The sequence below is a fragment of the Methylobacillus draconifructus genome, assembly GCF_045984355.1.
Taxonomy (GTDB): Bacteria; Pseudomonadota; Gammaproteobacteria; order Burkholderiales; family Methylophilaceae; genus Methylobacillus; species Methylobacillus flagellatus_A.
Genome location: NZ_JBJQII010000002.1, coordinates 265,146 through 286,290 on the forward strand (window position 1 = coordinate 265,146; position 21,145 = coordinate 286,290).

The following is a 21,145-nucleotide window of genomic DNA, read 5'->3' on the forward strand; positions in this document are numbered from 1 at the left end:
TAAGCAGGACGGGCAAGGCCTACTTCTTGACGCCTTCGATCAGCAAGGTGACTTCGACGTCATCGCCCACCGGGGAGCCTGGCTTGCCCCAGCTATAGCCGTAGTCGGACGCCCGGATGATGGTCTTGGCTTCGATACCGGTGCGCAGGCCGCCCCATGGATCCTTGCCGAAACCGAGCACGGCAAACGGGAAGGTCACGTCCTTGGTCACGCCGTTGATGGTGAGCTTGCCTGTGACATTGCCCTGGCTGGCGGAGGTGGGTTCGATCTTGGTGCTGACAAAATGGATCTCGCCGAACTTGCCGGCATTGAGGTATTCCTCTTTCTTGATGTGCTCGTCGCGCTTTTCGTTGCTGGTGTTGACGCTCAGCACGTTGATCTTGGCATCGACGCTAGACTTGGCGAGGTTGTCCTTGTCGATGACCAGCTTGCCGGTGATGTCGCTGAAGGTGCCGGAAGTCTTGGAAACCACATGGCGGATCGCGAAGTTGGCGAAGCTGTGCTTGTTGTCGATCTCGTAAGTCTCGGCAGCGGCAAACGCCAGGCTGCTTGCCGCGAACAGGCCTGCAACCAGGCCCAGTTTAGCGATGGAATGTTTCATTGCATTTCCTCTCTGCGTATCAAAAAAGTCGTTATTAATATTAACCGCGTAGCTTCTTGGTGATATCGGCAACACGCTCGCCCAGGTGTTCCGCGGTAAGCAAGTCGCTCTGCAATGGGGCGACGTCAGGGCCTTGGTCACTATTGGCCTGGGCCAACGCGCCAAGGAACCCGCCCAGGCGGTTCAAGTCATTGACTGAGCCCGCACTGCTATTGTTCCCCGGCAGCAGATCATTGCCTACCCAGATCATGCCATGCTGGGCGGCAAATATGGTGAGCTGCACGATGGTGTTGAGCTTGTCGCCGCTCTGGCTTGCCGAAGTGGTAAAGCCTGCCGCTACCTTGTCCTTCCAACCACGGTTATACCAGATGCTGGAGCTGGCATCCATGAATGCCTTGAACTGGGCGGAAGCCGAGCCCATGTAGGTCGGGCTGCCGAAGATGATGGCATCCGCCGCGTTCAGCGCATCCCAATCCTGCTGCGCCTCCTCGGAATTGAGCAACCGCACCTCGGTGCCGGCCACTTTTTCCGCCCCGCGCGCAACCGCTTTTGCCTGGACTTCGGTATGGCCATAGCCGCTGTGATACACCACTACAACTTTCGTCATGATATTCCTTTCAATACACAAGATTAATGGGACGTATGGGATGGCAGGTCGAACAGCAGCACTTCTGCTTCCTCCCCTGCCGTGATCTCAATATGTTGCTGCGCGTCGACCTTGACGGCATCGCCAGCCTCCAGCAGCAGCCCATCCAGGGTGACGCTTCCGCGCGCCACCTGCAGGTATACGCTGCGACCGGGCTGCATACCGTATTCGATCTGCTGGTTTTCAGACAGCACTGTTGCATACAAAGCAACATCCTGATGAATGCGCAATGAACCGTCGCTGCCGTCGCGCGACGCGATCAGGCACCAGCGGTCGCGCTTCTGCTCGGCGGCAAAATGCTTCTCCTCGTAGCCAGGCGCTATCCCATCCTTCTCGGGCAACAGCCATATCTGCAAGAGATGTGCCTGGCTGCGGTCGGAAGCGTTGAATTCGCTGTGGACGATGCCGGTGCCAGCGCTCATGCGCTGCACGTCGCCCGCACGGATCACCGAGCCGTTGCCCAGGCTGTCCTCGTGGCGCAGCTCACCCTTGAGCATATAGGTAATGATTTCCATGTCGCGGTGCGGATGCATGCCGAACCCCATGCCGGGCGCGATCACGTCCTCGTTGATCACGCGCAGCACCGAGTAGTGCATGTGCTCGGGATCGTGGTAGCCGGAAAAGGAAAACGAATGGTAGCTATCGAGCCAGCCATGGTTGGCATGGCCGCGGTCCTGGGCTTTACGCAGACTGATCATGGTGCGCCTCTCTTCATCTTCAATAATATTGAACGTCAGCAGGCATGGTAGATAATCGCTTGCAGTATGAATAGCAAAGAATTTTGTATATATTGTTCAAAAATTATGAACATGTTGCGCAACGCCGCCTACAGCCGATGACAACCGCCATTCAACCTCGCGCCCTGTCAGGACCGCAATATCTATTGCAGGGCCTGAAGCTGGTATTGAGCCCGGGCCTGCGCCTGTTCGTGCTGCTGCCGCTGCTTGCCAACCTCGCGCTCTTCATCGGCATGGTCTATTACGCCGTCAAGCAGTTCGACCGATGGATTGCGGGCTTATTGTCCACCCTGCCCGGCTGGCTGGAGTTCCTTTCCTATCTTGCCTGGCCCCTGTTCGTCATCCTGCTCGCGCTGATCATCTTCTTCACCTTCAGCTTGTTCGCCAACCTGATTGCCGCGCCTTTCAATGGATTGCTGGCAGAAAAAGCGGAAGTCATGATCCGTGGCCAGGATGACTTCCCCGCGTTCAACCTGCAGGAACTGCTGGCCATCGTCCCCCGCACCCTGGGCCGGGAGCTGCGCAAGTTGGTTTACTTCCTGCCGCGCGCGCTCGGCCTCATGGTCCTGTCGCTGATCCCCGGACTCAACTTGCTCGCCCCGCCCTTGTGGCTGCTGTTCGGCGTCTGGATGATGTGCGTGCAATACCTCGACTATCCTGCGGACAACCACAAGCTTGGCTGGCAGGACATGCTGGCCTGGCTGAGGCAGAAGCGCCTGAAAAGCCTGGGCTTTGGCGCCAGCGTCTATGCGGCGCTGTGGGTTCCCGGCCTCAATGTGCTGATGATGCCGGCGGCGATTGCGGGCGCCACGCTGTTCTGGGTGCGCGAGCGCGACCCGCTCCCGAAAGCCTCGGCATGAGCATCAAGCTTTCCATCGAGGCGCTGGAAGTGCTGGATGCGATTGACCGCGAAGGCAGTTTCTCCGCGGCAGCCGAGAGCCTCTATCGCGTCCCCTCCGCCATCACCTACACCATCCGCACGCTGGAAGACGACCTCAACATCAAGCTGTTCGACCGCAGCGGGCACAAGGCGAAGCTCACCGAGGCCGGGCTGGAGCTGTTGCGCGAAGGCCGCCACCTGCTCAAGGCGGCCGGCGAACTGGAATGCCGGGTGCGCCGCGTCGCCACCGGCATAGAAACCGACATCCGCATCGCCATCAGCGACATCCTCAGGCTGGAGCCGTTGTACGACATCATGGAACGCTTCTACCGCCAAAGCTTCGGCACCCGCGTGCACCTGCTGCGCGAGGTCTACGGCGGCAGCTGGGACGCCCTGATCAGCAACCGGGCGGACATCTCGATAGGCGCGCCAGGCGAAGGACCGCCGGGCGGCGGCTACACCACGCGCCTGCTCGGCACGATGGAGTTCGTATTCGCCGTGGCGCCCCACCATCCCTTGGCGCAAGCGCCAGAGCCGCTGGCGAACCACGACATCCAGCAGCACCGTTCCATCTCGGCGGCAGACAGCTCGCGCCACCTGCCGCCCAAGACTTCCGGCATCCTGGACGGGCAGGATGTGCTGTCGGTTCCCGATATTCCAAGCAAGGCGCTGGCGCAGATCAAGGGATTGGGCGTAGGCTATTTGCCGCGCAAGCTCGCCGAATATCATGCCGCCCGCGGTGAACTGCTGATCCGCGAAGTGGCGGAGCCCAAGCCAGCGGTCGTCGCCTATGTCGCCTGGCGCAGCGGAGGCGGCAAGGCGCAGCAATGGCTGCTGCAGGAATTGCAGACCATCGACGTCGAGGCGTTCATGCCCGGATGAGACGAACCAGCATTTGTTCAGCGGAAATTTGGTATATTGGTCGCTGAGCATCGTCCCGCCTCAAAAATCAAGCAATGATGCCGTTGAATAACGACACGCCATAAACAAACAAAGGGGAGACAGGGCACAACCATGGCACAGAACCATTTTCCACGCGAATTCAATGTCATCAACCGCTACACCATTCGCGCCATGCTCTGGCTGAATGGTTTCGCGCATATCACCATCGGACTGGCGCTCGCAGTGTCCGTGATGATGTTCACCTGGCTATTTTTCATTGACGTGCGCGAGGCTTTTGCCGCCAACAACCTCGTACACGGCTTCCTCAATGCCCTGGGCACCCTGATGCTGCTCTGGTCGATCTCGGCGTTGATTTCCGCCGAGATCCGCTACCTCATGGGCGCCAAGCTGGAGGTGGAAACCTTTATCGAAGTCGCCATGGTACTGGTGTTGCGCAAGCTCATCATCATGCCGGTGCAGGAAGTCACGCCCGACCCCATGGAGGTGGTGCTCTGGGTTGGCGCGGGTCTCATGCTCGGGCTGACTTTCGTGCTGGTGCGCTGGGGCCAGAAGCAGCAGGTCGATTGAAACAAACTTTAAGGAAACAGCATGCAGGCCCAGATCCAGGCCATCATCAATAACACCGGCCGCATCATTCTCGGCAAGGAGCCACAAATCAAGCTGGCCCTTGCCGCCCTGCTCGCGCGCGGGCACCTGCTGATCGAGGACCTGCCCGGCATGGGCAAGACCACCTTGTCCTATACCCTCGCTCAAGTGCTGGGCTTGCAGTTCAACCGCGTACAATTCACCAGCGACCTGCTGCCGGGCGATATCCTCGGCGTCTCGGTCTACGACCGCAATGAAGCCGATTTCAAGTTCCATCCCGGCCCGGTGTTTACCCAGGTGCTGCTGGCGGATGAAGTCAACCGCGCCACGCCCAAGACCCAGAGCGCGTTGCTGGAAGTGATGGAGGAAGGCCAGGTGACGCTGGAAGGCGAAACGCGCCCGCTGCCAAAACCCTTCTTCGTGATCGCCACCCAGAACCCATCCCAGCATATCGGCACCTTCGCCCTGCCGGAATCGCAGCTGGACCGTTTCCTCATGTGCATCAAGCTGGGTTACCCGGATCCGCGCGCCGAACGCGCCCTACTGCGGAACAATGGCGGGCGTCACGGCATTCATGCGCCGGAGCAGGCGATTGATGCTGCCGGGTTGCTCGCCATGCAACAGGCAGTGGACCGCGTCCATCTTTCCGATGCGTTGCTGGACTACCTGCAAGCGCTGTTGCAATACAGCCGCAACTCCAGCCAGTTCACGGCAGGCCTGTCCCCCCGTGCCGGGCTGGCGCTGCGACAATGCGCGCAAGCCTGGGCGTTGATTCATGGCCGCGACTTCGCCATCCCCGAGGACATCCAGGCCGTGCTGCCCGGCGTGGCAGGCCACCGCCTGCAGCCTATCTCTGGCAGTGCCGTCGCGGACACCGCCCAGCATCTGCTGAATGCCGTCGCCATCCCCTGACATCAAGCCAGCCTGGCCGGCCAGGCTGTTACGGCGGCATAGCGCAATCTTGCCCGCCCGGCTGACGCCGCAAAGGATCTACATCATGCCCAGCCGAGCTGGCTGGGGCCTTGCCATCGTGTTGTTCGCCATGCTCACAGGGGCCATCAATTACACTTTGAGCCTGGGCTTCATCCTCACCTTCTTGCTCGCAGGCATGGCGCTGGTTTCCCTGCTGCACACCTGGCGCAACCTGGCATGGCTGCAGGTAGAGGCCGCCCCGCCACCCGCGGTTTTCGCCGGACAGGATGCCATACTGCAAATCACCCTGACGGAAGACCGCGGACGTGACCGCCTCGCCATTGCCGCCGGCATCGGGGGCCAAGAGCCTTTGTTCGTCGATGTGCCCGCTAACGGCACAGGCACACTGGCAATCGGCAGCCCGACGCTCAAGCGCGGCTGGCACGATATCGGTACACTTACCCTCTCCACCGGCTTCCCCGGCGGCCTGTTTCGCGCGTGGAGCAAACTGGAAACAGGAACGCGCTGCCTGGTATACCCGCGCCCGGCCTCCCACTCCCTGCCCTTGCCGCAAGGCAATACGCCGGGCCGGGGCGGCAGCCTCTCTCCCCAGGTCGGGGACGAAGACTTTGCCGGCTTGCGGCTCTACCAACGAGGCGACTCTCCGCGCCGCATAGACTGGAAAGCGTCCTCGCGCGAACAAGGCATGTACAGCCGCGAATTCCATGCCGAATCGCAACAGCAGGTATGGCTGGACCTGGCCCAGACGCCCGGCAGCGACCTGGAGCAGCGCCTGAGCCAGCTCACCAGCTGGATCATGCAGGCGCACGACGCCGACCAGCGTTATGGCCTGCGCCTGCCCGGCACCCATATCGCCCCGGCACACAGCCAGGCGCATTATGAAGCCTGCCTGCGCGCCCTTGCCCTACTGGAGGCTGAATGAGCCTCGCCATCAAGCCCGGCAAGGCCGACCTCCACTGGCTGCTGGCGGCCATGCTGCTCGCCATGGCGCTGCATTTCAGCCACTTCCCGTTGTGGACCAGCGCGTTGATCCTGTTATTCATGGCCTGGCGCCTGCTATTGCAATGGAGGCAGTGGGCCATGCCCAGGCTGTTGCTGCTGTTGCCCATCACCCTGCTGGGCGTCGCCGGCATCTACCTGCAATACCGCACCCTGTTCGGGCGCGATGCCAGTGTGGCGATGCTTGCGCTGATGCTGTCGCTCAAGCTCATGGAGTCCGGCACCCGGCGCGACTACGTCATCCTGATCTTTGCCGGATACTTCCTCACCGTCACCGCCTTTCTATTCGACCAGTCGCTATGGGTCGGCGGCTACCTGCTGCTCCCGGTATTCGGCCTGACAGCGTGCCTGGTCGGCATCAGCTACCCGTATGGCATCCTGCCCCACCGCGTGCGCAGCCGCCTGGGCGTGATGCTGCTCTTGCAGGCAGTACCGCTGATGCTGCTCCTATTCCTGCTGTTCCCGCGCATTCCCGGCCCGCTATGGGGCGTGCCGCAGGACGCCTACCGCGCCATGAGCGGCCTGAACGACCATATGCAGCCGGGCGACATCAGCGAACTCAGCCTGTCCGGCGCAGTGGCCTTCCGCGTGCAGTTCCAGGGAGCTATTCCTGCGCAGCAACAGCTTTACTGGCGCGGGCCGGTGCTCTGGCAATTCGACGGCCGCGGCTGGCACATGGCAGGGAATGACCATGCCGTGGAAAAATTGGAAGGGCTGGGAGAAGCCGTCAGCTATACCATGACACTGGAGCCGCACAACCGCCGCTGGCTGTTGATGCTGGATGTGCCGCACACCCTGCCGGCAGGCACCCTCCTCACCAGCGACCGACAAGTGCTCGCGCCCATGCCGATCCGTACGCGGATGCGTTATAACGGCAGCTCCCACACGCAATACCATCTGGCTGCCGGGCTCGGCAGCAGGGAGCTTGCCCGCGCATTGCAACTGCCTCCAGGCGGCAATCCGCGCAGCCGCGCACTGGCAATGGCCTGGCAAGGGGAGCTGCAAACGCCGGAACGCATCATCAATGCCGCATTGACGATGTTCCGCAGCCAGGGGTTTTTCTACACCTTGACCCCGCCGCAGTTGGGCGACGATGCTATCGATGATTTTCTCTTCAGCAGCAAGCGCGGCTTCTGCGAACACTATGCCAGCAGCTTTGCCTATCTCATGCGCGCCGCCGGCATTCCTGCCCGCATTGTCACGGGCTACCAAGGCGGTGAAACCAATCCCGTGGGACAATACCTGATCGTGCGCCAATCCGATGCCCATGCCTGGGTGGAAGTCTGGCTGGAAGGCCGGGGCTGGGTCAGGCTGGACCCCACCGCCGCTGTCGCCCCATCCAGGGTGGATAGCGGCATCAATACCGCCTTGGCCGACAATACCCTGCTGCCCATCCTGGCACGGCAGGATCACGCCTGGCTGCGCAAGCTGTACCTGAACTGGGACGCCGTCAACAACGGCTGGAACCAGTGGGTGCTCGGCTACAACCAGCAGCGCCAGCTCGAATTGCTCTCGCGCATGACGGGCACAACAGTCAATTGGCAGCAACTCATGCTGTGGCTCACCGGCGGCCTGCTGCTGATGTCGTTGCTGCTATGCGCCCTGCTGTTCCGCCGCAAGCGCATGCCCATCGACCCGGCGCAAGCGCTCTACCTGCGCTACCTGGCAAAGCTTTCGCGCCGCGGCATACAGGCCGGGGTCGGCGAAGGTCCGCTCAGCATCCAGCAACGCGTCAGCACGTTGTTACCGCAGCACGCGGCAGAGATTGCCCGCATCACCCAGCTTTACCTCGCGCTCCGATACGGACCGCATGCAGAAGCACATACTGATCGCAAAACCATGGCAGAATTACGGTCATTGATTGAAAGACTAGATTGTTGATGCCAGCACTTCATATAGAAAACCCCGCCACCGACGAATATTTCATGCGCATCGCACTGCAGCTGGCACAGGAAGCGGCCTTGATCGGCGAAGTGCCCGTGGGAGCCGTGGTCGTGAAAGATGGCGTGGTGATTGGCCGCGGCAGCAATGCGCCGATTGCAGGCCACGACCCCAGCGCCCATGCAGAAATCCGCGCCATGCGCGATGCCGCAGCCGGGCTGGGCAACTACCGCCTGACCGGCTGCACCTTGTATGTCACGCTGGAGCCTTGCGCCATGTGCGCAGGCGCAATCCAGCACGCCCGTATCGCACGCCTGGTATTTGGCGCCCATGATTACAAGACCGGTGCTTGCGGCAGCGTCATCGACCTCATGGCAGAAGAAAAACTCAACCACCACACCAAGGTAGAAAGCGGCCTGTTGGCGGAAGAGTGCAGCGCTACGCTCACGCAATTCTTTGCCGAACGGCGACGGCAACAAAAGGCAGAAAAACCCGGCAACAATTGATATGAACGCCCGGATGAACGGGCAGGAGAACCGAGGAGGAAACAATGATTCCAGAAGAGTATATCGTGATCTATTTCGTATCGCTTGGGCTGTGCCTGCTTTCCACCATCTACAAGACGGCCTGTTTCAAATCCATGCTCTGCAGGCAGATTCTCGGTAGCGTATTCTGGAGCCTGATCCCGGTCATGAACACCTTCAAGGCCATGCTCTGGCTGCTATCGCTGCTAGTGACATGGCTGGACAGGCTCAAGACCAGGTAGGTCCAATGCTCAAGGAACAGGCTTGGCCGGCTTCCTGCCCTGCTTGAGTTCCTCGGCCAAAGCCCGGGAAGCATCGCGTTTTTGCTTGGTGTATTGCAGTATGTTCTCCAGCTTGGCGGCAGACGGCAGGTTGGGGTCGTAGGGCAGTTGCGACAATGCCTCGTAGCGCTCCTGGTAGCGGTCGGTGATATCGTTCTCGATCTGCTCCCCCAACTCCAGATAAGTCACGTTGCCCTGCTTGCTTTCATGCATGATATGCAGCCAGGAGCGGTTGATCGCCTGGTCTTCCTGGATGAAGGCATTGATTTCCTTCTGCAACAGCAATTCATCGCCCCAGCTGTATTTAGGCGTGGGCAGCTTGAGCAGCATGATGGTAACGGCAGCCAGCAGCAAGCCGCCGCCGATCAGCCTGGGCAGGCGCGGCACTACTTCTTGCGGCTTCAAGCCACGCATCAACAGCAAGCCGGTCAGCATACCCGCGACAAACCCGCCGATATGCGCTGCATTATCGATTGCGGGAATCATGAAACCCAATGCGATGGTCGCGACGGCGAATACGCAGGCGCCGCCGAACAGCCAGCGGAACTCATGGCGATCCAGCAATGCCCTTTCCAGCCAGAGGAAAACGATCATCGCGCCGTAGATGCCGAAAATTGCACCCGAGGCCCCGCCGGAAACCGCTTGGTTACCCTGCCATACCAGCGAAAGCAGGTTGCCCGCCAAGCCGCTGACCAGATAGATCGCGAGGTAACGCCAATGACCGTACATACGCTCCACGAGCTGGCCGCCGTCCCAGAACGCGATCATGTTCAGCGCCAGGTGCACGGCGCCGAAATGCAGGAACAAGGCCGTGAACAAACGCCACCACTCCCCATCCTGCGTCGCCGGGCCAAAGTTGGCGCCCCAGGCAAGCTGCACGTTGTTGGGGGAGTGCCAGAAACCGGCGCCATTGAACAACATCAGCATAAACACCAGCAGGTTGGCCGCGATCAGGCACTTAGTCACCGGAATACCGGGCGTGCGCTGCTTGATCGCTGAGCCGAGAGAGGGCCAGTTGGCGGTAAGGTCAGTCATGTATTGGATTCGACAGGATATGCTCGATGATACGCTGAAACAAAAAACCCGCCACAAGGACGGGTTCTTGTCTTAGCGGCTAAAGATCAATCACGCTCGCCCATGAATGCCATCAGCAATTGCAGCAGGTTGACAAACAGGTTGTAGATATTGATGTACAAGGCCAGGGTTGCCATCACGTAGTTGGTCTCGCCACCGCGCACGATGCGGTTCACATCGAACAGGATGAAGCCGGAGAACAGCAGCACTGCCACGGCAGAGATCGCCAGCGAAGCGGCAGGCACCTGGAAAAACAGGTTAGCCAGCGAGGCAATGATCAACAGGATCAAGCCGACGAACAGGAAATTGCCGAGGAAACTGAAATCCTTCTTGGTAGTGCTTGCGATCCCGGCCAGGGTCAGGAAGATCAGGCCGGTGCCGCCTGCAGCCAGGCCAACCAATTGACCGCCGTTGCGCAGGTTCAAAGCCACCTGCAGGATGGGGCCGAGCATCAGGCCCATGAAGAAGGTCAGGCCCAGCAGCAATACCACGCCGAAACTGTTGTTGCGGTTGGCGGAAATCGCGAAGAACAGGCCGAACATCACGGCCAGCATGATCAGCGAGGACATGATCGGGCTGGCGGCCATCCACGAGAAATTCATGGACATGCCGACCAGCGCGCCGATCACGGTCGGCACCATGGTCAGGCCCAGCATCATGTAAGTATTGCGCAATACCTTGTGCGCGCCTGCCGGCAGCGTTTGGGTATTGGCGACTTGGTAATTCGCTTGCATCTAATGTACCCCCTAGGAAAAAACTGAAACTATGTCGCTAAGACTAGCCAATAACCTCGAAAGTTTCAACCATATCGCGGTGATTGGCTGAAATAAATACACCAAGGCTACAGGTGGAGCATCGCATGCATTAAAAACCAAGTCGACTTTTTAATTGAAACCTTGCAGCGTCAACCACTACCGCCCGCTTCAAATTCAATCATTCTTTGCAGCCTACGTCACGCGAATGGCAAATCCCCATCCGCCTTTCCTACCAGGCCGACCTTATGCACCGCCTGCATGAAGTCAGGGTCTTCATGCAGGGCCACCATGCTGGAAGGATGCCGCCCGCCATGCATGCGGGCAAGCCGTGCCAGGCTTTGCGCCTGGATGTCCCACTTGAGATTGGCTAGGAGTTCGTCCGCCTTCTCCGGCTGGTTGCAGAGCAGCACCATGTCGCAACCCGCGTTGAGCGCCGCAAGCGCCCGCTGGGTCACGTCGCCCGCCACGCCTGCGCCTTCCATCGACAGGTCGTCGCTGAAGATCACGCCGTTGAAGCCCAGGCGCTGGCGTAGCACTTTCTGCAGCCAGCGCTCGGAGAAGCCTGCGGGTTTGTCATCCACCTTGGGATAGATGACATGGGCGGGCATGATGGCCTGGATGCCGTCGTCGATGAGCTGGCGAAAAGTTTGCATATCCGTTGAAGCGATCTGGTCGAAATCGCGATTGTCCACGGGAATCGCCACATGTGAATCCGCCACCACATAGCCATGGCCGGGGAAATGCTTGCCCACGGCCGCCATACCGCCGCGCTTGAGGCCTTGCATCAGTGAAAACGCCAGTTCGTTGATGGCTTGCTTATCGCCGTGGAAAGCCCGATCGCCGATCACCTGGCTTTCGCCGTAATCCATGTCGAGCACGGGCGTGAAGCTGAAATCAATGCCATGCGCGCGTAGCTCCGCCGCGATGATCCAGCCCGCTTCCTCCGCCAGTTGCCTAGCCTTGCGCGGATGTTCGTCCCATATCTTGCCGAACTCGCGCATCGGGGGGATGCGCGTAAAGCCCTCGCGGAAGCGCTGCACGCGCCCGCCTTCATGATCGACAGCAATCAGCAAGGGGGGCTGGCGCACGGCATGGATGCTGTCCGTCAGCGCCTTGAGCTGTGCTGGCGACTCGAAATTACGCGCGAAAAGGATGACGCCGCCCACCAGGGGATGGCGGATGCGGCGAATGTCTTCCTTGGTAAGCTCGGTGCCGACGACATCGAGCATGATGGGGCCTAGTGTCATGTTTATTCAGTCAAGTCAGTGTAAAAGCCCGCTATTGCAGGCGGAACGGATTGAAATCGGTATGCCTGTCGTAGTAGTCCTCGTTCTCGGCGCGCTTGAGGAATGCCACCACGCGGTAGGTCACCGGCGTCAATACTACCTCAACCCCGGTCTTGGCGAGAAATTGCGCCAGCATCACCAGCGGCAGTTTATCGTCCGGAATGATGCCGCTGCCATAGAATGCCAGCGGGTAGAACAGCAGCGAATCCACGCCTTCGCCGACGATGGTGGAGCCTATGGTGCGCATCCAGAGCCAGCGTCCTTCGGTCCAGACCTTCATTTTCGCCAGCGCCACGGAGTTGACGAACTCGCCGCAGGCAAAGGCGATCAACCCGGCCAGCGATATGCGCCACGCCGAGCCGAACGCGATCTCGTAGGCGCGCTGGTTCTCCCAGAACGGGGCGGGCGGCAAGGCGACGATGATCCAGGCCATCGCAGAAGCGAATGCGAGTGCGGCAAACCCGGTCCAGATCACGCGGCGGGAGCGGGCGTAGCCGTAGACTTCGGTCAGCACATCGCCAAACACGTAGGAAATCGGGAAGAACAACACGCCGGCGCCGAAAGTCAGGGTGCCGACCAGCGGCAAATCGAGCTGGGCGATCTTGGCCGGGCCGATGAGGTTGGAGCAGACCAGCACCACCACGAACGCCACCATCACGAAATCATAGTACCGATAAGTGCGCTGTTGCATGGTCCTTCCTCTCACTCCCTGGCGCGCCTGACATCCCAAGCGTCGCGCAGCTGGTCTCCGAGCACGTTGACAGCCAGCACCACCGACATCAGGCTGATGCCCACCGCCAGTACGTAATGCGGCGCGACCAGCAAATAGCGCACGCCGTCCCTGAGCATGGCGCCCCAGGAGGCATGTGGCGCCTGGATGCCCAGTCCAAGGAAAGACAGGCTAGCTTCGGCGATTACCAGACCAGCGATGCTGTAAGTCGCTTCCACCACCAATGGCGCCGCCAACAGGGGCAGCATGTGCTTGCGCATGATACGGCATGCCGACGCCCCCAGCGATTGCGCCGCCTGCACATGCTGGCGCTGGCGCAGGCTCAGGGCCTGCGCGCGCGTCAGGCGGGCATAGCCCACCCAGGAAGTCATGCACAATGCCAGCAGCAGGTTGTCCAGGCCCGGACCCAGCACGGCGGCAAATGCGATCGCCAGCAGAATGCCGGGAAATGCCAGGAATACGTCGGTCACCTGCATCAGCACCCGGTCCACCCAGCCGCCGCAATAGCCGGCAAGCAATCCAACCGCGGTGCCCACGCTCAGCGTCACGGCCGTCACCAGCAATGCCACCAGCATGGAAACGCCCGCCCCGGCGGCAAGCCGCGCGGCGATATCGCGGCCGAGGTCGTCGGTGCCGAGCACATGATATGTTCCCGGTGCAACCAGCACTTGTGCCAAGTCGATGTCGTCCGGCTTCAGGTCGAGCAATAGCGAGCATGCCACCACCGCGAGCCAGAAGGCCAACACCCAATATGGCCAACGCTTCACGAGGCGACCCTCACCCTGGGATCGAGCCGGGCATACAGGAGATCGGTCAGGAGGTTGATCACGACGTAAGTCAGCGCAATCACCACGACGCAGGCCTGCGTCACCGGGTAGTCGCGCTTCTCTATCGATTCCACCAGCAAGCGCCCTATGCCTTCCCAGCCGAACACCGTCTCGGTAATCACCGTACCCGCCAGCAGGCTGCCAAGCTGCAAGCCGACCACGGTGACGATCGGCAACAACGCAGCCCGCAAGGCATGCCGCAGGATCACCTTGCGCTCGGGTATGCCCTTGGCGCGCGCGGTACGTACAAAATCCTCGTTCAATACTTCCAGCAGGCTGGCGCGGGTCATGCGCGTGAGAATCGCTGCCAGGCCGAAGCCCAAGGTCAACGCAGGCAGCACGATGGAGCCCGGCTCGCTCATGCCGCTAACGGGCAACAGGCCCAGCCACAAGGCCAGCAGCAGCATCAACAAGGGGCCGAGCCAGAAATGCGGCATGGCGGACAAGGCCAAGCTCAGCAATGTCGCCAGGCTATCCTGCCATTTTCCCTGCCTCAAGGCTGCGACAATTCCCAGGGGCAAGCCCAGCCCGATGGCAATCAACAAGGCGCATAACGCCAGGCTGGCAGTGGCAGGCAGGCGCTCCAGCAAGGTATCCGCGATCGGCTTGCGGCTGTGGATGGAGCGGCCGAAATCTCCGTGTGACAACGCTGCCAGGTAATGGGCGAATTGCACCGGCAAAGGCTGGTCCAGCCCCAGGTCCGCACGCAGCTTGTCGCGGTCCGCCATGGGAGCGGACTCGCCCAGCATCACCTCGACCGGGTCGCCCGGCACCAGGTGCACCAGCAGGAATGTGAGCAGCAGGACGCCGAAGACCACCGGCACAATGCCCAGCACGCGTTTAAGCATCCAGCACCATCACTTGGGTTCCGATCGGCACCAGGTCAAACAGCTCGCGCACATCGGCGTTGCGCATGCGGATGCAGCCGTGGGAATGCGCCTCGCCCATGGGTTCACTATCCGGGGTGCCGTGTATATAGATATAGCGCTGCATGCTGTCGACGTTGCCGAGGCGGTTGAAACCGGGTTCGCAGCCGGACAGCCAGAGGATGCGCGTCAATATCCAGTCGCGCCCGGGATGTTGCGCATGCAATGCGGGCGTCCATACCTCGCCCGTGGGCCTGCGCCCGCGGAAAACCGCGCCCAGCGGCTGCCCTGCGCCGATCTTGGCTCGCACGACATGCAGGCCGCGGGGCGTGCAGTAGCTGTTCTTTTGCTCGCCGATCCCGTTAAGCGCCGTGGATACAGGATACTCCCCGAGCAAACGCCCGGCATCGTCGAGCACGCGCAGCGTTTGCAACGGGATGGAGACCTCAATCCTCATCTAGAACCCCTCCAATGGGTTCTTGCCTGGGAATACAGACTTCAGCTTGCTGCGCTTGACATTGACCAGGCCGTCCCAGCTTCCGTCCGGCTGCAGCAGGTAGCCCGTGATGTTATTGCGTGTGGCGGCAAACTGGCCTTCGTACCAGAGCGGGATATACGGCAACTGCTCATGAACGCGCGCCGCGACATTGGCCCAGTCGCTCACGGTGATCAATTCGTCCGTCTTTTGGTCGGCATAATGGCCGCGATTGGCGCCCTTGGGCGGGATGGAGGAGGAATGGAACGCCAGGTGATAAATTTCCGGCGTCTTGATCCCCACCCACATCAGGCCGTAGAGTTGGAAATTGCCGCGCTTGATGTCGTCAAAGAACGTTCCCCAGTCCAGGCTGCGGATTTCGAGCTGGATGCCGGCCTCGCGCATCTGCGCCTGCATCATGGTAGCGAGCCGGACCCGCTGGGCATCGGTGGAGGTCCTGTAGACCAGCTTCAATGGCAGGCTGACCCCGGCGCGCTGCAACAGCTCGCGCGCCAGCGCCGGATCATATTCGTACGGCTGCAGGTTGCCGTTGCCCGCCCAGTGTTCGGGCGGCAGGATGCTTTCCGCCAGCCGGCTGCCGCCGACCAGGGTATGCTTGATGATGGCTTTGCGGTCGATCGCATGCGCCAATGCCTGGCGCACCAAGGGGTTTTGCAGGACGGCATCCTGCAGGTTCAGGCCGATGTAGGCGAAATTGGACCCCTCGGATTCCTGCACCTGCAGCCCCGGCTGCTTCTGCAGGTAGCTCACCAGTTCCGGCGGCAAGTCGCCTTGCAGGATATCCGTCTCGCCACGCACCAGCTTGAGTACACGCACGGTTGGGTCGCGGATTTCCTCAAATACGAAGCGCTTGCGGTCGGACCGGCGCTCCAGCTTGAGCGAGCGCTGCCACGAAACAAACTTGAATGGGCCGCTGCCGACAGGCTCGTTCGAAAAGTCGTGCTGCCGCGCGATTAGTTCGGCGGGGAGTATCCCCAATATCAGGCGCGAGGGGAAGTTGCTGTCGGCATCCTTAAGGAAGAAATCCAGGGTATTCTCGTCGCGTACCTCTATCTTGCTGATATTGGCGAACTCGGCCGCATGCGGGGAATCCGCAAGCTCCAGGATGGACTGGTAAGTCGCGGCGACGTCTTCCGCCGTCAGGTAGCGACCGTCGTGAAAATGGCGGCCATGCTGCCCGAGAGTGAAGCGGAACAGGCGCGGCGACAGTACGCGCCAGCTTGCCAGCGATGAAGTCGGGCGGGCATGGGCGTCGAAATCGACCAGGGAGCGATACAACAGGCGGTTGACCCGCGCGGAAGCGGCATCGGTGGCATAGCGCGGGTCCAGCGTTTGCGGCAGCTGGCTGACCGCGCTGCGGATTTGCACCGGGGCGGTATCACGGCTGCAGGCATCCAGCAATAGCAGCGACGCCACCATCATGGTGGCCAGGCTGCCGAGCCGCCATGCCTGCCGCCACATCACGGGCCTGCCCTCTCGAACAACGCGATGGACTCCACGTGCGAGGTATGGGGGAACATATTGATCACCCCGCTGGCCAGCAGGCGATACCCCTTGGTATGCACCAGTATCCCCGCGTCGCGCGCCAACGTTGCCGGGTTGCACGACACATACACGATGCGCTGTGGCGCATGCGACGCATCGGCCTTCGCATCATCGATATCAGGCAATGCCTTCACCAGCTCGATCGCGCCGTCGCGCGGCGGGTCGATCAGCCATTTGTCGAAACGGCCCAATGACTGCAGCAGTTCAGGCGTCATCTTGAACAAGTCCGCCTCCTGGAACTCCACCTGCCCGGCCAAGCCGTTGAGGGCCGCGCTTTCATTGGCGCGCGCCACCAGCGCGGCCGAGCCTTCCATGCCGAACACCGAAGCGCCGCTGCGCGCGATCGGCAAGGTGAAATTGCCCAGGCCGCAAAAGAAATCGGCAATACGCTCTCCCGGCTGCGGCTGCAGCAGTTGCATGGCGCGGCGCAGCATCACGCGGTTGATGTGCGGGTTGACCTGCGTGAACTCGGTGGGCTTGAACGGGTAGGTCAGGTTGAATTCGGGCAAGGAATAGCTCAGTCCCCGGCCTTGCTGCGGGTAGAACGGCTGCACGGTATCCGGCCCCTTGCTCTGGGTCCAGACCTCCACGCCGTAGCGGTCGGCAAACGCCTTGATGGGCGCGGCATCCTGCGGCTGCAAGGGTTCGAGTATGCGCAGCACCAGCACCGTGGTCAGCTCCCCTACCGCCACCTCGATCTGCGGCAGACGGTCGCGTATGCTGAGCTGGCCCACCAGCTCCTTCATCGGCACGATGAGGGCGGAAACATGGGGCGGCAGCACCTTGCAGCTGTCCATGTCCGCGACGAAGCTGCTGGATTTTTCATTGAATCCGACCAGCACGCCGCCCTTCTTCGCCACATGGCGCACCCGCAAGCGGGCCTTGTGGCGATACCCCCATGCGGGGCCGTAGATCGGCGACAGCATGCGCTCGGAACGGGTCTTGCCGATATGCCAGAGGTTACCCTCGAGCATACGCTGTTTGGCCGCCACCTGCCCGGAAAACTCCAGGTGCTGGATCGCGCAGCCGCCGCAGACGCCGAAATGCTCGCAAGCGGGCTGGGTGCGCAAATTCGAGGCCTGCAAGACGTCCACCACGTCGGCGACCTCGTACCTGTCCTTGCGACGGCGGGTCTTGTAGGTGACATGCTCCCCGGGCAGGGCGCCGTCGATGAAAATAGTCTTACCCTCGACATGGGCCACGCCGCGGCCTTCGTGATCCAGGGATTCGATCAATGCTATAGGAGTAGTGCTCATGGGTTGTTTCAAGTCATGCCTGACAACTATGTCATTGCTGCCAGTGATTTAAGAATTCCTGCCAATGCCGGCCTTTGTATCCGGCCAGGGTGTCGCGCACCAGTGCGATTTCGCGTTCGTATGCGGCGTGGTCCAGCGCGCCGCGCATCAATTGGAAGCGCAGGTACACGAGATAAGTATTCGCCACGTCGGTTTCGCAATAATCGCGAATCGCGTTGATCTCGCCATTCGCGAAGGCTTCCCACACCTTGCTGCCGTCCATGCCCAGCTTGCCGGGAAAGCCGCACAATTGCGCGATCTCGTCCAGTGGCGCGTTGGCCCTGCCGTTGTATAGCGCCATCAGGTCCATCAGGTCCAGGTGGCGGGTATGGTAGCGGCTGATGTAATTGTTCCACTTGAACTCGCGGTCGTCGTCGCCCATGTCCCAGTAGCGCGGCGCGACAATACCGTGCACGAGGCCGCGGTAATGCAGCACCGGCAGGTCGAACCCGCCGCCATTCCAGGAAACAAGGTTAGGCGTGTATTTCTCGATGCCGTCGTAGAAACGCTGGATGATTTCCTGTTCCGGCGCATCCGGGCTACCCAGCGTCCAGACGCGGAATCCATCGCCCTCGCGCAGCGCGCAGGAAATCGCCACTACCCTGTGCTGGTGCAAAGGCAGGAATTCGCTGCCATTCTGCTGGCGGCGCTTGTGGAACGCCACGTGGGCCACGTCCTCGTCCGTGGTTTCCGCGGGCAGGCTGTACAGCTTGCGCAGGCCGTCGGTATCCGGGACGGTCTCTATGTCGAATATCAGCGTAGGCGTCATGTCGCAGCTTTGCTCGTTTTCATACCTACTTCTTCACCCAGCCGCCGCCGTCCTGGTAGTACCAGCCGCCCTGGGCCTTCTGGATCCAGCGCTGGGCGAAGGTGCTGCGCACCTCACTCTCCCACTCGGGATGGCTGTTGGCATTGGCGATTTCCTTGTAGAGCGCATTGCGGTCGTTGTTTTCCGCCGCCACCAGCGCGTTGAGGTTCTGGCGCTGCGCCAACGGCACGGCATTGGCGTCGCGCACCGCCACCAGGCCGTCGCGCGTGAAGCCGACCGCACCGCTGGCATAGAAGCCGGACAATTGCCCATGCCGGGCCTGCATGCTGCTCTTGATGGATGTGATCGCGGGCGTGTTGATCTCCAGGTCAGCCGCGGCATGCGCCAGCACGGAGGTCAACAATCCGCCCAACAACAGGCATGTGGTGATGAAACGCTTCATTTGTCTTTCTCCTCTGCCGGGGTGGACGGCGCTGTCTTTTCCTTCAGTTGCCAGACATCGTCGATGATACGGTCTGCCGCCTTTTCTGCAGCGGCCGCCGGGAAGTAGATATTGATGGTGACGCAGGCTGGCAGCGCCAGCACCAACAGCCAGGGCGCCACCCATTTCCAGGTAATTTGCATCGCATGTTTCCTCTTGCATTGGCAGCCGGTTCGCCGCCGCTCATCAGTCGGGATTGTACCCCAGCCAGCCCTTTGTCTGCATGCAAAGCTGGAGATAACGGTCATTGGATCACCGGGCTGGCATTGCCCTCCGTGACGCGCTTGAGGCGCGTGAGAAGGTCGCTCCAGCCCACGTTGTGGTTGTAGCCCATCACCGTGATCGCCGGGAGGCCGCTGCCCTTGACGATCACATAGCCCTGCGGGGTGTACTCGACGCCGCTCATCTGGCAGACGTCGTTGCGCAACTGGCAATTCCAGCCGATCTGCTTATAGTTGAACTCGCTGAAGAAGCGCAGCACGCTGCGCTGTATCGCCGCGGCAGCCCCTGCCCCGCCCAGCGCGGTAATATTCTCCACCGCGCGTTGGGAGATCTTCTTGCGATAGCTACCCGGGCTGCTGTAGAGGCGCGCATCGAAGCTCACGGGCTGCCAGTTGGACAGCTCCAGGTTACGCACATCGCCATCCAGCTTGCCCTCGATCGCACCGAACGAGAAGGTACGCGTAATGTCGCCCAGGTCCAGCCTGCGCAACTCCAGGTCGGCATGCAGCCTGGAAGCCGCCTCCAGCGGGGTCTGCATGCCAAGGTTGCGCACGGCGATACTGCCGTTGAACATCTGGAACAGCATGTCGCCATTGGCCGTAAGCTGGCCGCGGCTATAAGTGACCATCGGGATCGCCGCAGCCACCTTCCCTTCCATGCGCGGCCAGCCCAGCGCCTGGCTCAGCGCCGGCATGGAGATCGGCACCAGGTTGGCGCGGAGGTGCCAATGCCATTCCCCCGCAGCACGGGTGGCCGAGACATCCGTCAGGCTGAGCGCGCCGTCGAGGATAGGCAGGTATAGCTGCGACATGGTCAATGAATAGCGGTTGACCTCCGCCAGCACGCTGGCCTCTCCCAGGGGAATCTTGAGGAAATGGCCGCCGGCATAGGCGAGCTGGACCACGTGCGGCTCATCATACGACCACGGAATATGGCTATTGAGCTTGTACAGCGCAAAACGGCCTTCCTTGTCCTCCATATCCACATCCTTGAGCGCCAGCAACGCAGAAACCGGCTCGCCGTCGCGCAGCTCGAACTTCACGTTGGCCTGGCCGGCGATATCCAGCTTATTCAAGGCGCTATCCGCCAGCAGAGGCTGCAGCAATAATGAATAGAGCGCCGACAGTTCCAGGCGGTCTGCGTCCAGGGACAAATCCTGCAGGTTCCCCGCCTTCCAGCGCGCGCGCAGCGCAGCCTTGCCCACCTTGGCGAGCGTAACATCGGCCGCCTCTACCGCCAGTTCATCACCGGCATAATGCCCATTGGCAACCAGACGGTGCCCGCCCTCGGCGAAATACCAGGGCTGCCAGTAAAGCTCGCCATCGCGCCAATGCACCGACGCCTGCCACTGCCAGCCGCCGGCCTGCTTGCGCACATCCAGCGATAGATCGGCATTGAGCTTTTCTGCCGCCTGCGTCCCGGCCTGGTTGTTGAACGAGGCATCGTTGAGCGACAGGGCGAGCTGGTAATGCTGATCCTGGGCTGCAACTTGCTTGACGGTCAGGCTGAACGGCACGTGCACGCCGGTGGTACCGAACTCGCCGCGCTCGCAACGCCACTCCCGCGCGACGGGTTGCGCCGCCTGCGCGCAATCCAGGCGCAAGGGCTGCCAGGAAGCACCCTCCTCCTGCTTGAACTCCGCCTGCAGGCTTACATTGCCATCCAGCCCCAGTTCGCCGCGCACTTTGCGCAGATTGGCCGAGGGCGTTTCAATGCTATCCGCCTCTATGCTGATGCTGGTAATGGCATGCGCCGGCAGCGGAAATGCGAGGCAGCAATAAACGAATACACCGGAAAAAAAAGGAAAGGCGGCAAGATGACGCAGGGCT

24 protein-coding genes are annotated in these 21,145 nt (G+C 61.2%); 8 read left to right on the plus strand and 16 right to left on the minus strand.

Going from position 1 to position 21,145, the window contains the following annotated elements; translation table 11 throughout:
* Positions 1–19 precede the first annotated feature (19 nt).
* Genes ACJSDX_RS05020 through ACJSDX_RS05030 form a run of 3 tightly spaced genes read right to left on the minus strand, consistent with a single transcriptional unit; the run spans position 20 to position 1,945 of the window.
* A complete protein-coding gene (locus tag ACJSDX_RS05020) occupies positions 20–601 on the minus strand; it encodes a YceI family protein (RefSeq protein WP_407993768.1) in 582 nt (193 codons plus the stop codon).
* Between the two features lie 40 nt (positions 602–641).
* Positions 642–1,208, minus strand: coding sequence for a flavodoxin family protein (locus tag ACJSDX_RS05025; RefSeq protein ID WP_407993769.1), 567 nt, complete (start codon positions 1,206–1,208; stop codon positions 642–644).
* A gap of 23 nt (positions 1,209–1,231) precedes the next feature.
* A complete protein-coding gene (locus tag ACJSDX_RS05030; RefSeq protein ID WP_407993770.1) occupies positions 1,232–1,945 on the minus strand; it encodes a pirin family protein in 714 nt (237 codons plus the stop codon).
* 137 nt (positions 1,946–2,082) lie between these two features.
* Here ACJSDX_RS05030 and cysZ point away from each other — a divergent pair, with 137 nt between their 5' ends.
* From cysZ to ACJSDX_RS05070, 8 genes are all read left to right on the plus strand, one after another.
* On the plus strand, positions 2,083–2,844 hold the full coding sequence (cysZ, locus tag ACJSDX_RS05035) for a sulfate transporter CysZ (protein WP_407993771.1): 762 nt from the start codon (positions 2,083–2,085) through the stop codon (positions 2,842–2,844).
* Positions 2,841–3,746 (plus strand): LysR family transcriptional regulator, encoded by a 906-nt coding sequence (locus ACJSDX_RS05040; protein ID WP_407993772.1) that lies wholly within the window; start codon positions 2,841–2,843, stop codon positions 3,744–3,746. The genes cysZ and ACJSDX_RS05040 overlap by 4 nt, the downstream gene beginning before the upstream one ends.
* A gap of 132 nt (positions 3,747–3,878) precedes the next feature.
* Entirely contained in the window at positions 3,879–4,334 is a 456-nt protein-coding gene (locus tag ACJSDX_RS05045) for a phosphate-starvation-inducible PsiE family protein (RefSeq protein ID WP_309566792.1), read from the plus strand.
* Between the two features lie 21 nt (positions 4,335–4,355).
* Positions 4,356–5,264 carry an AAA family ATPase gene (locus ACJSDX_RS05050; RefSeq protein WP_407993773.1) on the plus strand — a complete coding sequence of 303 codons (909 nt, stop codon included), beginning with the start codon at positions 4,356–4,358 and terminating at the stop codon, positions 5,262–5,264.
* Between the two features lie 85 nt (positions 5,265–5,349).
* Positions 5,350–6,207, plus strand: coding sequence for a DUF58 domain-containing protein (locus tag ACJSDX_RS05055; RefSeq protein WP_407993774.1), 858 nt, complete (start codon positions 5,350–5,352; stop codon positions 6,205–6,207).
* Positions 6,204–8,165 (plus strand): transglutaminase TgpA family protein, encoded by a 1,962-nt coding sequence (locus ACJSDX_RS05060; protein WP_407993775.1) that lies wholly within the window; start codon positions 6,204–6,206, stop codon positions 8,163–8,165. Before ACJSDX_RS05055 ends, ACJSDX_RS05060 begins: the two co-directional genes overlap by 4 nt.
* Positions 8,165–8,671, plus strand: coding sequence for a tRNA adenosine(34) deaminase TadA (gene tadA / locus ACJSDX_RS05065; protein WP_407993776.1), 507 nt, complete (start codon positions 8,165–8,167; stop codon positions 8,669–8,671). The genes ACJSDX_RS05060 and tadA overlap by 1 nt, the downstream gene beginning before the upstream one ends.
* Positions 8,672–8,715: 44 nt before the next feature.
* On the plus strand, positions 8,716–8,931 hold the full coding sequence (locus ACJSDX_RS05070) for a hypothetical protein (RefSeq protein WP_407993777.1): 216 nt from the start codon (positions 8,716–8,718) through the stop codon (positions 8,929–8,931).
* A 9-nt stretch (positions 8,932–8,940) separates the two neighbouring features.
* On the opposite strand, the gene ACJSDX_RS05075 is transcribed toward ACJSDX_RS05070, so the two are convergent.
* The 13 genes from ACJSDX_RS05075 to ACJSDX_RS05135 all read right to left on the minus strand — a co-directional run bounded on the left by ACJSDX_RS05075 (position 8,941) and on the right by ACJSDX_RS05135 (position 21,000).
* Positions 8,941–10,005 (minus strand): rhomboid family intramembrane serine protease, encoded by a 1,065-nt coding sequence (locus ACJSDX_RS05075; RefSeq protein WP_407993778.1) that lies wholly within the window; start codon positions 10,003–10,005, stop codon positions 8,941–8,943.
* Positions 10,006–10,091: 86 nt separating this feature from the next.
* Positions 10,092–10,778, minus strand: coding sequence for a Bax inhibitor-1/YccA family protein (locus tag ACJSDX_RS05080; protein ID WP_407993779.1), 687 nt, complete (start codon positions 10,776–10,778; stop codon positions 10,092–10,094).
* A gap of 218 nt (positions 10,779–10,996) precedes the next feature.
* Entirely contained in the window at positions 10,997–12,046 is a 1,050-nt protein-coding gene (gene nagZ / locus ACJSDX_RS05085) for a beta-N-acetylhexosaminidase (RefSeq protein ID WP_407993780.1), read from the minus strand.
* Between the two features lie 31 nt (positions 12,047–12,077).
* A complete protein-coding gene (locus ACJSDX_RS05090; RefSeq protein WP_407993781.1) occupies positions 12,078–12,776 on the minus strand; it encodes a queuosine precursor transporter in 699 nt (232 codons plus the stop codon).
* Positions 12,777–12,787: 11 nt separating this feature from the next.
* A complete protein-coding gene (locus ACJSDX_RS05095) occupies positions 12,788–13,582 on the minus strand; it encodes an ABC transporter permease (protein WP_407993782.1) in 795 nt (264 codons plus the stop codon).
* Complete coding sequence (gene nikB, locus ACJSDX_RS05100; RefSeq protein WP_407993783.1) at positions 13,579–14,490, minus strand: nickel ABC transporter permease; 912 nt, start codon at positions 14,488–14,490, stop codon at positions 13,579–13,581. The genes ACJSDX_RS05095 and nikB overlap by 4 nt, the downstream gene beginning before the upstream one ends.
* Positions 14,483–14,965 carry a L,D-transpeptidase family protein gene (locus ACJSDX_RS05105; protein WP_407993784.1) on the minus strand — a complete coding sequence of 161 codons (483 nt, stop codon included), beginning with the start codon at positions 14,963–14,965 and terminating at the stop codon, positions 14,483–14,485. The genes nikB and ACJSDX_RS05105 overlap by 8 nt, the downstream gene beginning before the upstream one ends.
* The gene (locus ACJSDX_RS05110; protein WP_407994009.1) at positions 14,966–16,465 is read right to left on the minus strand and encodes an ABC transporter substrate-binding protein; all 1,500 of its coding nucleotides are present in this window, start codon (positions 16,463–16,465) and stop codon (positions 14,966–14,968) included.
* Positions 16,465–17,805, minus strand: coding sequence for a 23S rRNA (uracil(1939)-C(5))-methyltransferase RlmD (gene rlmD, locus ACJSDX_RS05115; protein WP_407993785.1), 1,341 nt, complete (start codon positions 17,803–17,805; stop codon positions 16,465–16,467). The genes ACJSDX_RS05110 and rlmD overlap by 1 nt, the downstream gene beginning before the upstream one ends.
* A 31-nt stretch (positions 17,806–17,836) precedes the next feature.
* Positions 17,837–18,613, minus strand: coding sequence for a 3'-5' exonuclease (locus ACJSDX_RS05120; RefSeq protein WP_407993786.1), 777 nt, complete (start codon positions 18,611–18,613; stop codon positions 17,837–17,839).
* Positions 18,614–18,638: 25 nt separating this feature from the next.
* On the minus strand, positions 18,639–19,055 hold the full coding sequence (locus ACJSDX_RS05125; RefSeq protein ID WP_407993787.1) for a YdbL family probable chaperone protein: 417 nt from the start codon (positions 19,053–19,055) through the stop codon (positions 18,639–18,641).
* Complete coding sequence (locus tag ACJSDX_RS05130; protein ID WP_309566774.1) at positions 19,052–19,237, minus strand: hypothetical protein; 186 nt, start codon at positions 19,235–19,237, stop codon at positions 19,052–19,054. Before ACJSDX_RS05130 ends, ACJSDX_RS05125 begins: the two co-directional genes overlap by 4 nt.
* A 101-nt stretch (positions 19,238–19,338) precedes the next feature.
* Complete coding sequence (locus ACJSDX_RS05135; protein WP_407993788.1) at positions 19,339–21,000, minus strand: hypothetical protein; 1,662 nt, start codon at positions 20,998–21,000, stop codon at positions 19,339–19,341.
* Between the last annotated feature and the right edge of the window lie 145 nt (positions 21,001–21,145).

Coding starts and splice junctions, on each gene's coding strand:
- ACJSDX_RS05020 (WP_407993768.1), bottom strand. CDS start 601: ATGAAACATTCCATCGCTAAACTGGGCCTGGTTGCAGGCCTGTTCGCG.
- ACJSDX_RS05025 (WP_407993769.1), bottom strand. CDS start 1,208: ATGACGAAAGTTGTAGTGGTGTATCACAGCGGCTATGGCCATACCGAA.
- ACJSDX_RS05030 (WP_407993770.1), bottom strand. CDS start 1,945: ATGATCAGTCTGCGTAAAGCCCAGGACCGCGGCCATGCCAACCATGGC.
- cysZ (WP_407993771.1), top strand. CDS start 2,083: ATGACAACCGCCATTCAACCTCGCGCCCTGTCAGGACCGCAATATCTA.
- ACJSDX_RS05040 (WP_407993772.1), top strand. CDS start 2,841: ATGAGCATCAAGCTTTCCATCGAGGCGCTGGAAGTGCTGGATGCGATT.
- ACJSDX_RS05045 (WP_309566792.1), top strand. CDS start 3,879: ATGGCACAGAACCATTTTCCACGCGAATTCAATGTCATCAACCGCTAC.
- ACJSDX_RS05050 (WP_407993773.1), top strand. CDS start 4,356: ATGCAGGCCCAGATCCAGGCCATCATCAATAACACCGGCCGCATCATT.
- ACJSDX_RS05055 (WP_407993774.1), top strand. CDS start 5,350: ATGCCCAGCCGAGCTGGCTGGGGCCTTGCCATCGTGTTGTTCGCCATG.
- ACJSDX_RS05060 (WP_407993775.1), top strand. CDS start 6,204: ATGAGCCTCGCCATCAAGCCCGGCAAGGCCGACCTCCACTGGCTGCTG.
- tadA (WP_407993776.1), top strand. CDS start 8,165: ATGCCAGCACTTCATATAGAAAACCCCGCCACCGACGAATATTTCATG.
- ACJSDX_RS05070 (WP_407993777.1), top strand. CDS start 8,716: ATGATTCCAGAAGAGTATATCGTGATCTATTTCGTATCGCTTGGGCTG.
- ACJSDX_RS05075 (WP_407993778.1), bottom strand. CDS start 10,005: ATGACTGACCTTACCGCCAACTGGCCCTCTCTCGGCTCAGCGATCAAG.
- ACJSDX_RS05080 (WP_407993779.1), bottom strand. CDS start 10,778: ATGCAAGCGAATTACCAAGTCGCCAATACCCAAACGCTGCCGGCAGGC.
- nagZ (WP_407993780.1), bottom strand. CDS start 12,046: ATGACACTAGGCCCCATCATGCTCGATGTCGTCGGCACCGAGCTTACC.
- ACJSDX_RS05090 (WP_407993781.1), bottom strand. CDS start 12,776: ATGCAACAGCGCACTTATCGGTACTATGATTTCGTGATGGTGGCGTTC.
- nikB (WP_407993783.1), bottom strand. CDS start 14,490: ATGCTTAAACGCGTGCTGGGCATTGTGCCGGTGGTCTTCGGCGTCCTG.
- ACJSDX_RS05105 (WP_407993784.1), bottom strand. CDS start 14,965: ATGAGGATTGAGGTCTCCATCCCGTTGCAAACGCTGCGCGTGCTCGAC.
- ACJSDX_RS05110 (WP_407994009.1), bottom strand. CDS start 16,465: ATGTGGCGGCAGGCATGGCGGCTCGGCAGCCTGGCCACCATGATGGTG.
- rlmD (WP_407993785.1), bottom strand. CDS start 17,805: ATGAGCACTACTCCTATAGCATTGATCGAATCCCTGGATCACGAAGGC.
- ACJSDX_RS05120 (WP_407993786.1), bottom strand. CDS start 18,613: ATGACGCCTACGCTGATATTCGACATAGAGACCGTCCCGGATACCGAC.
- ACJSDX_RS05125 (WP_407993787.1), bottom strand. CDS start 19,055: ATGAAGCGTTTCATCACCACATGCCTGTTGTTGGGCGGATTGTTGACC.
- ACJSDX_RS05130 (WP_309566774.1), bottom strand. CDS start 19,237: ATGCAAATTACCTGGAAATGGGTGGCGCCCTGGCTGTTGGTGCTGGCG.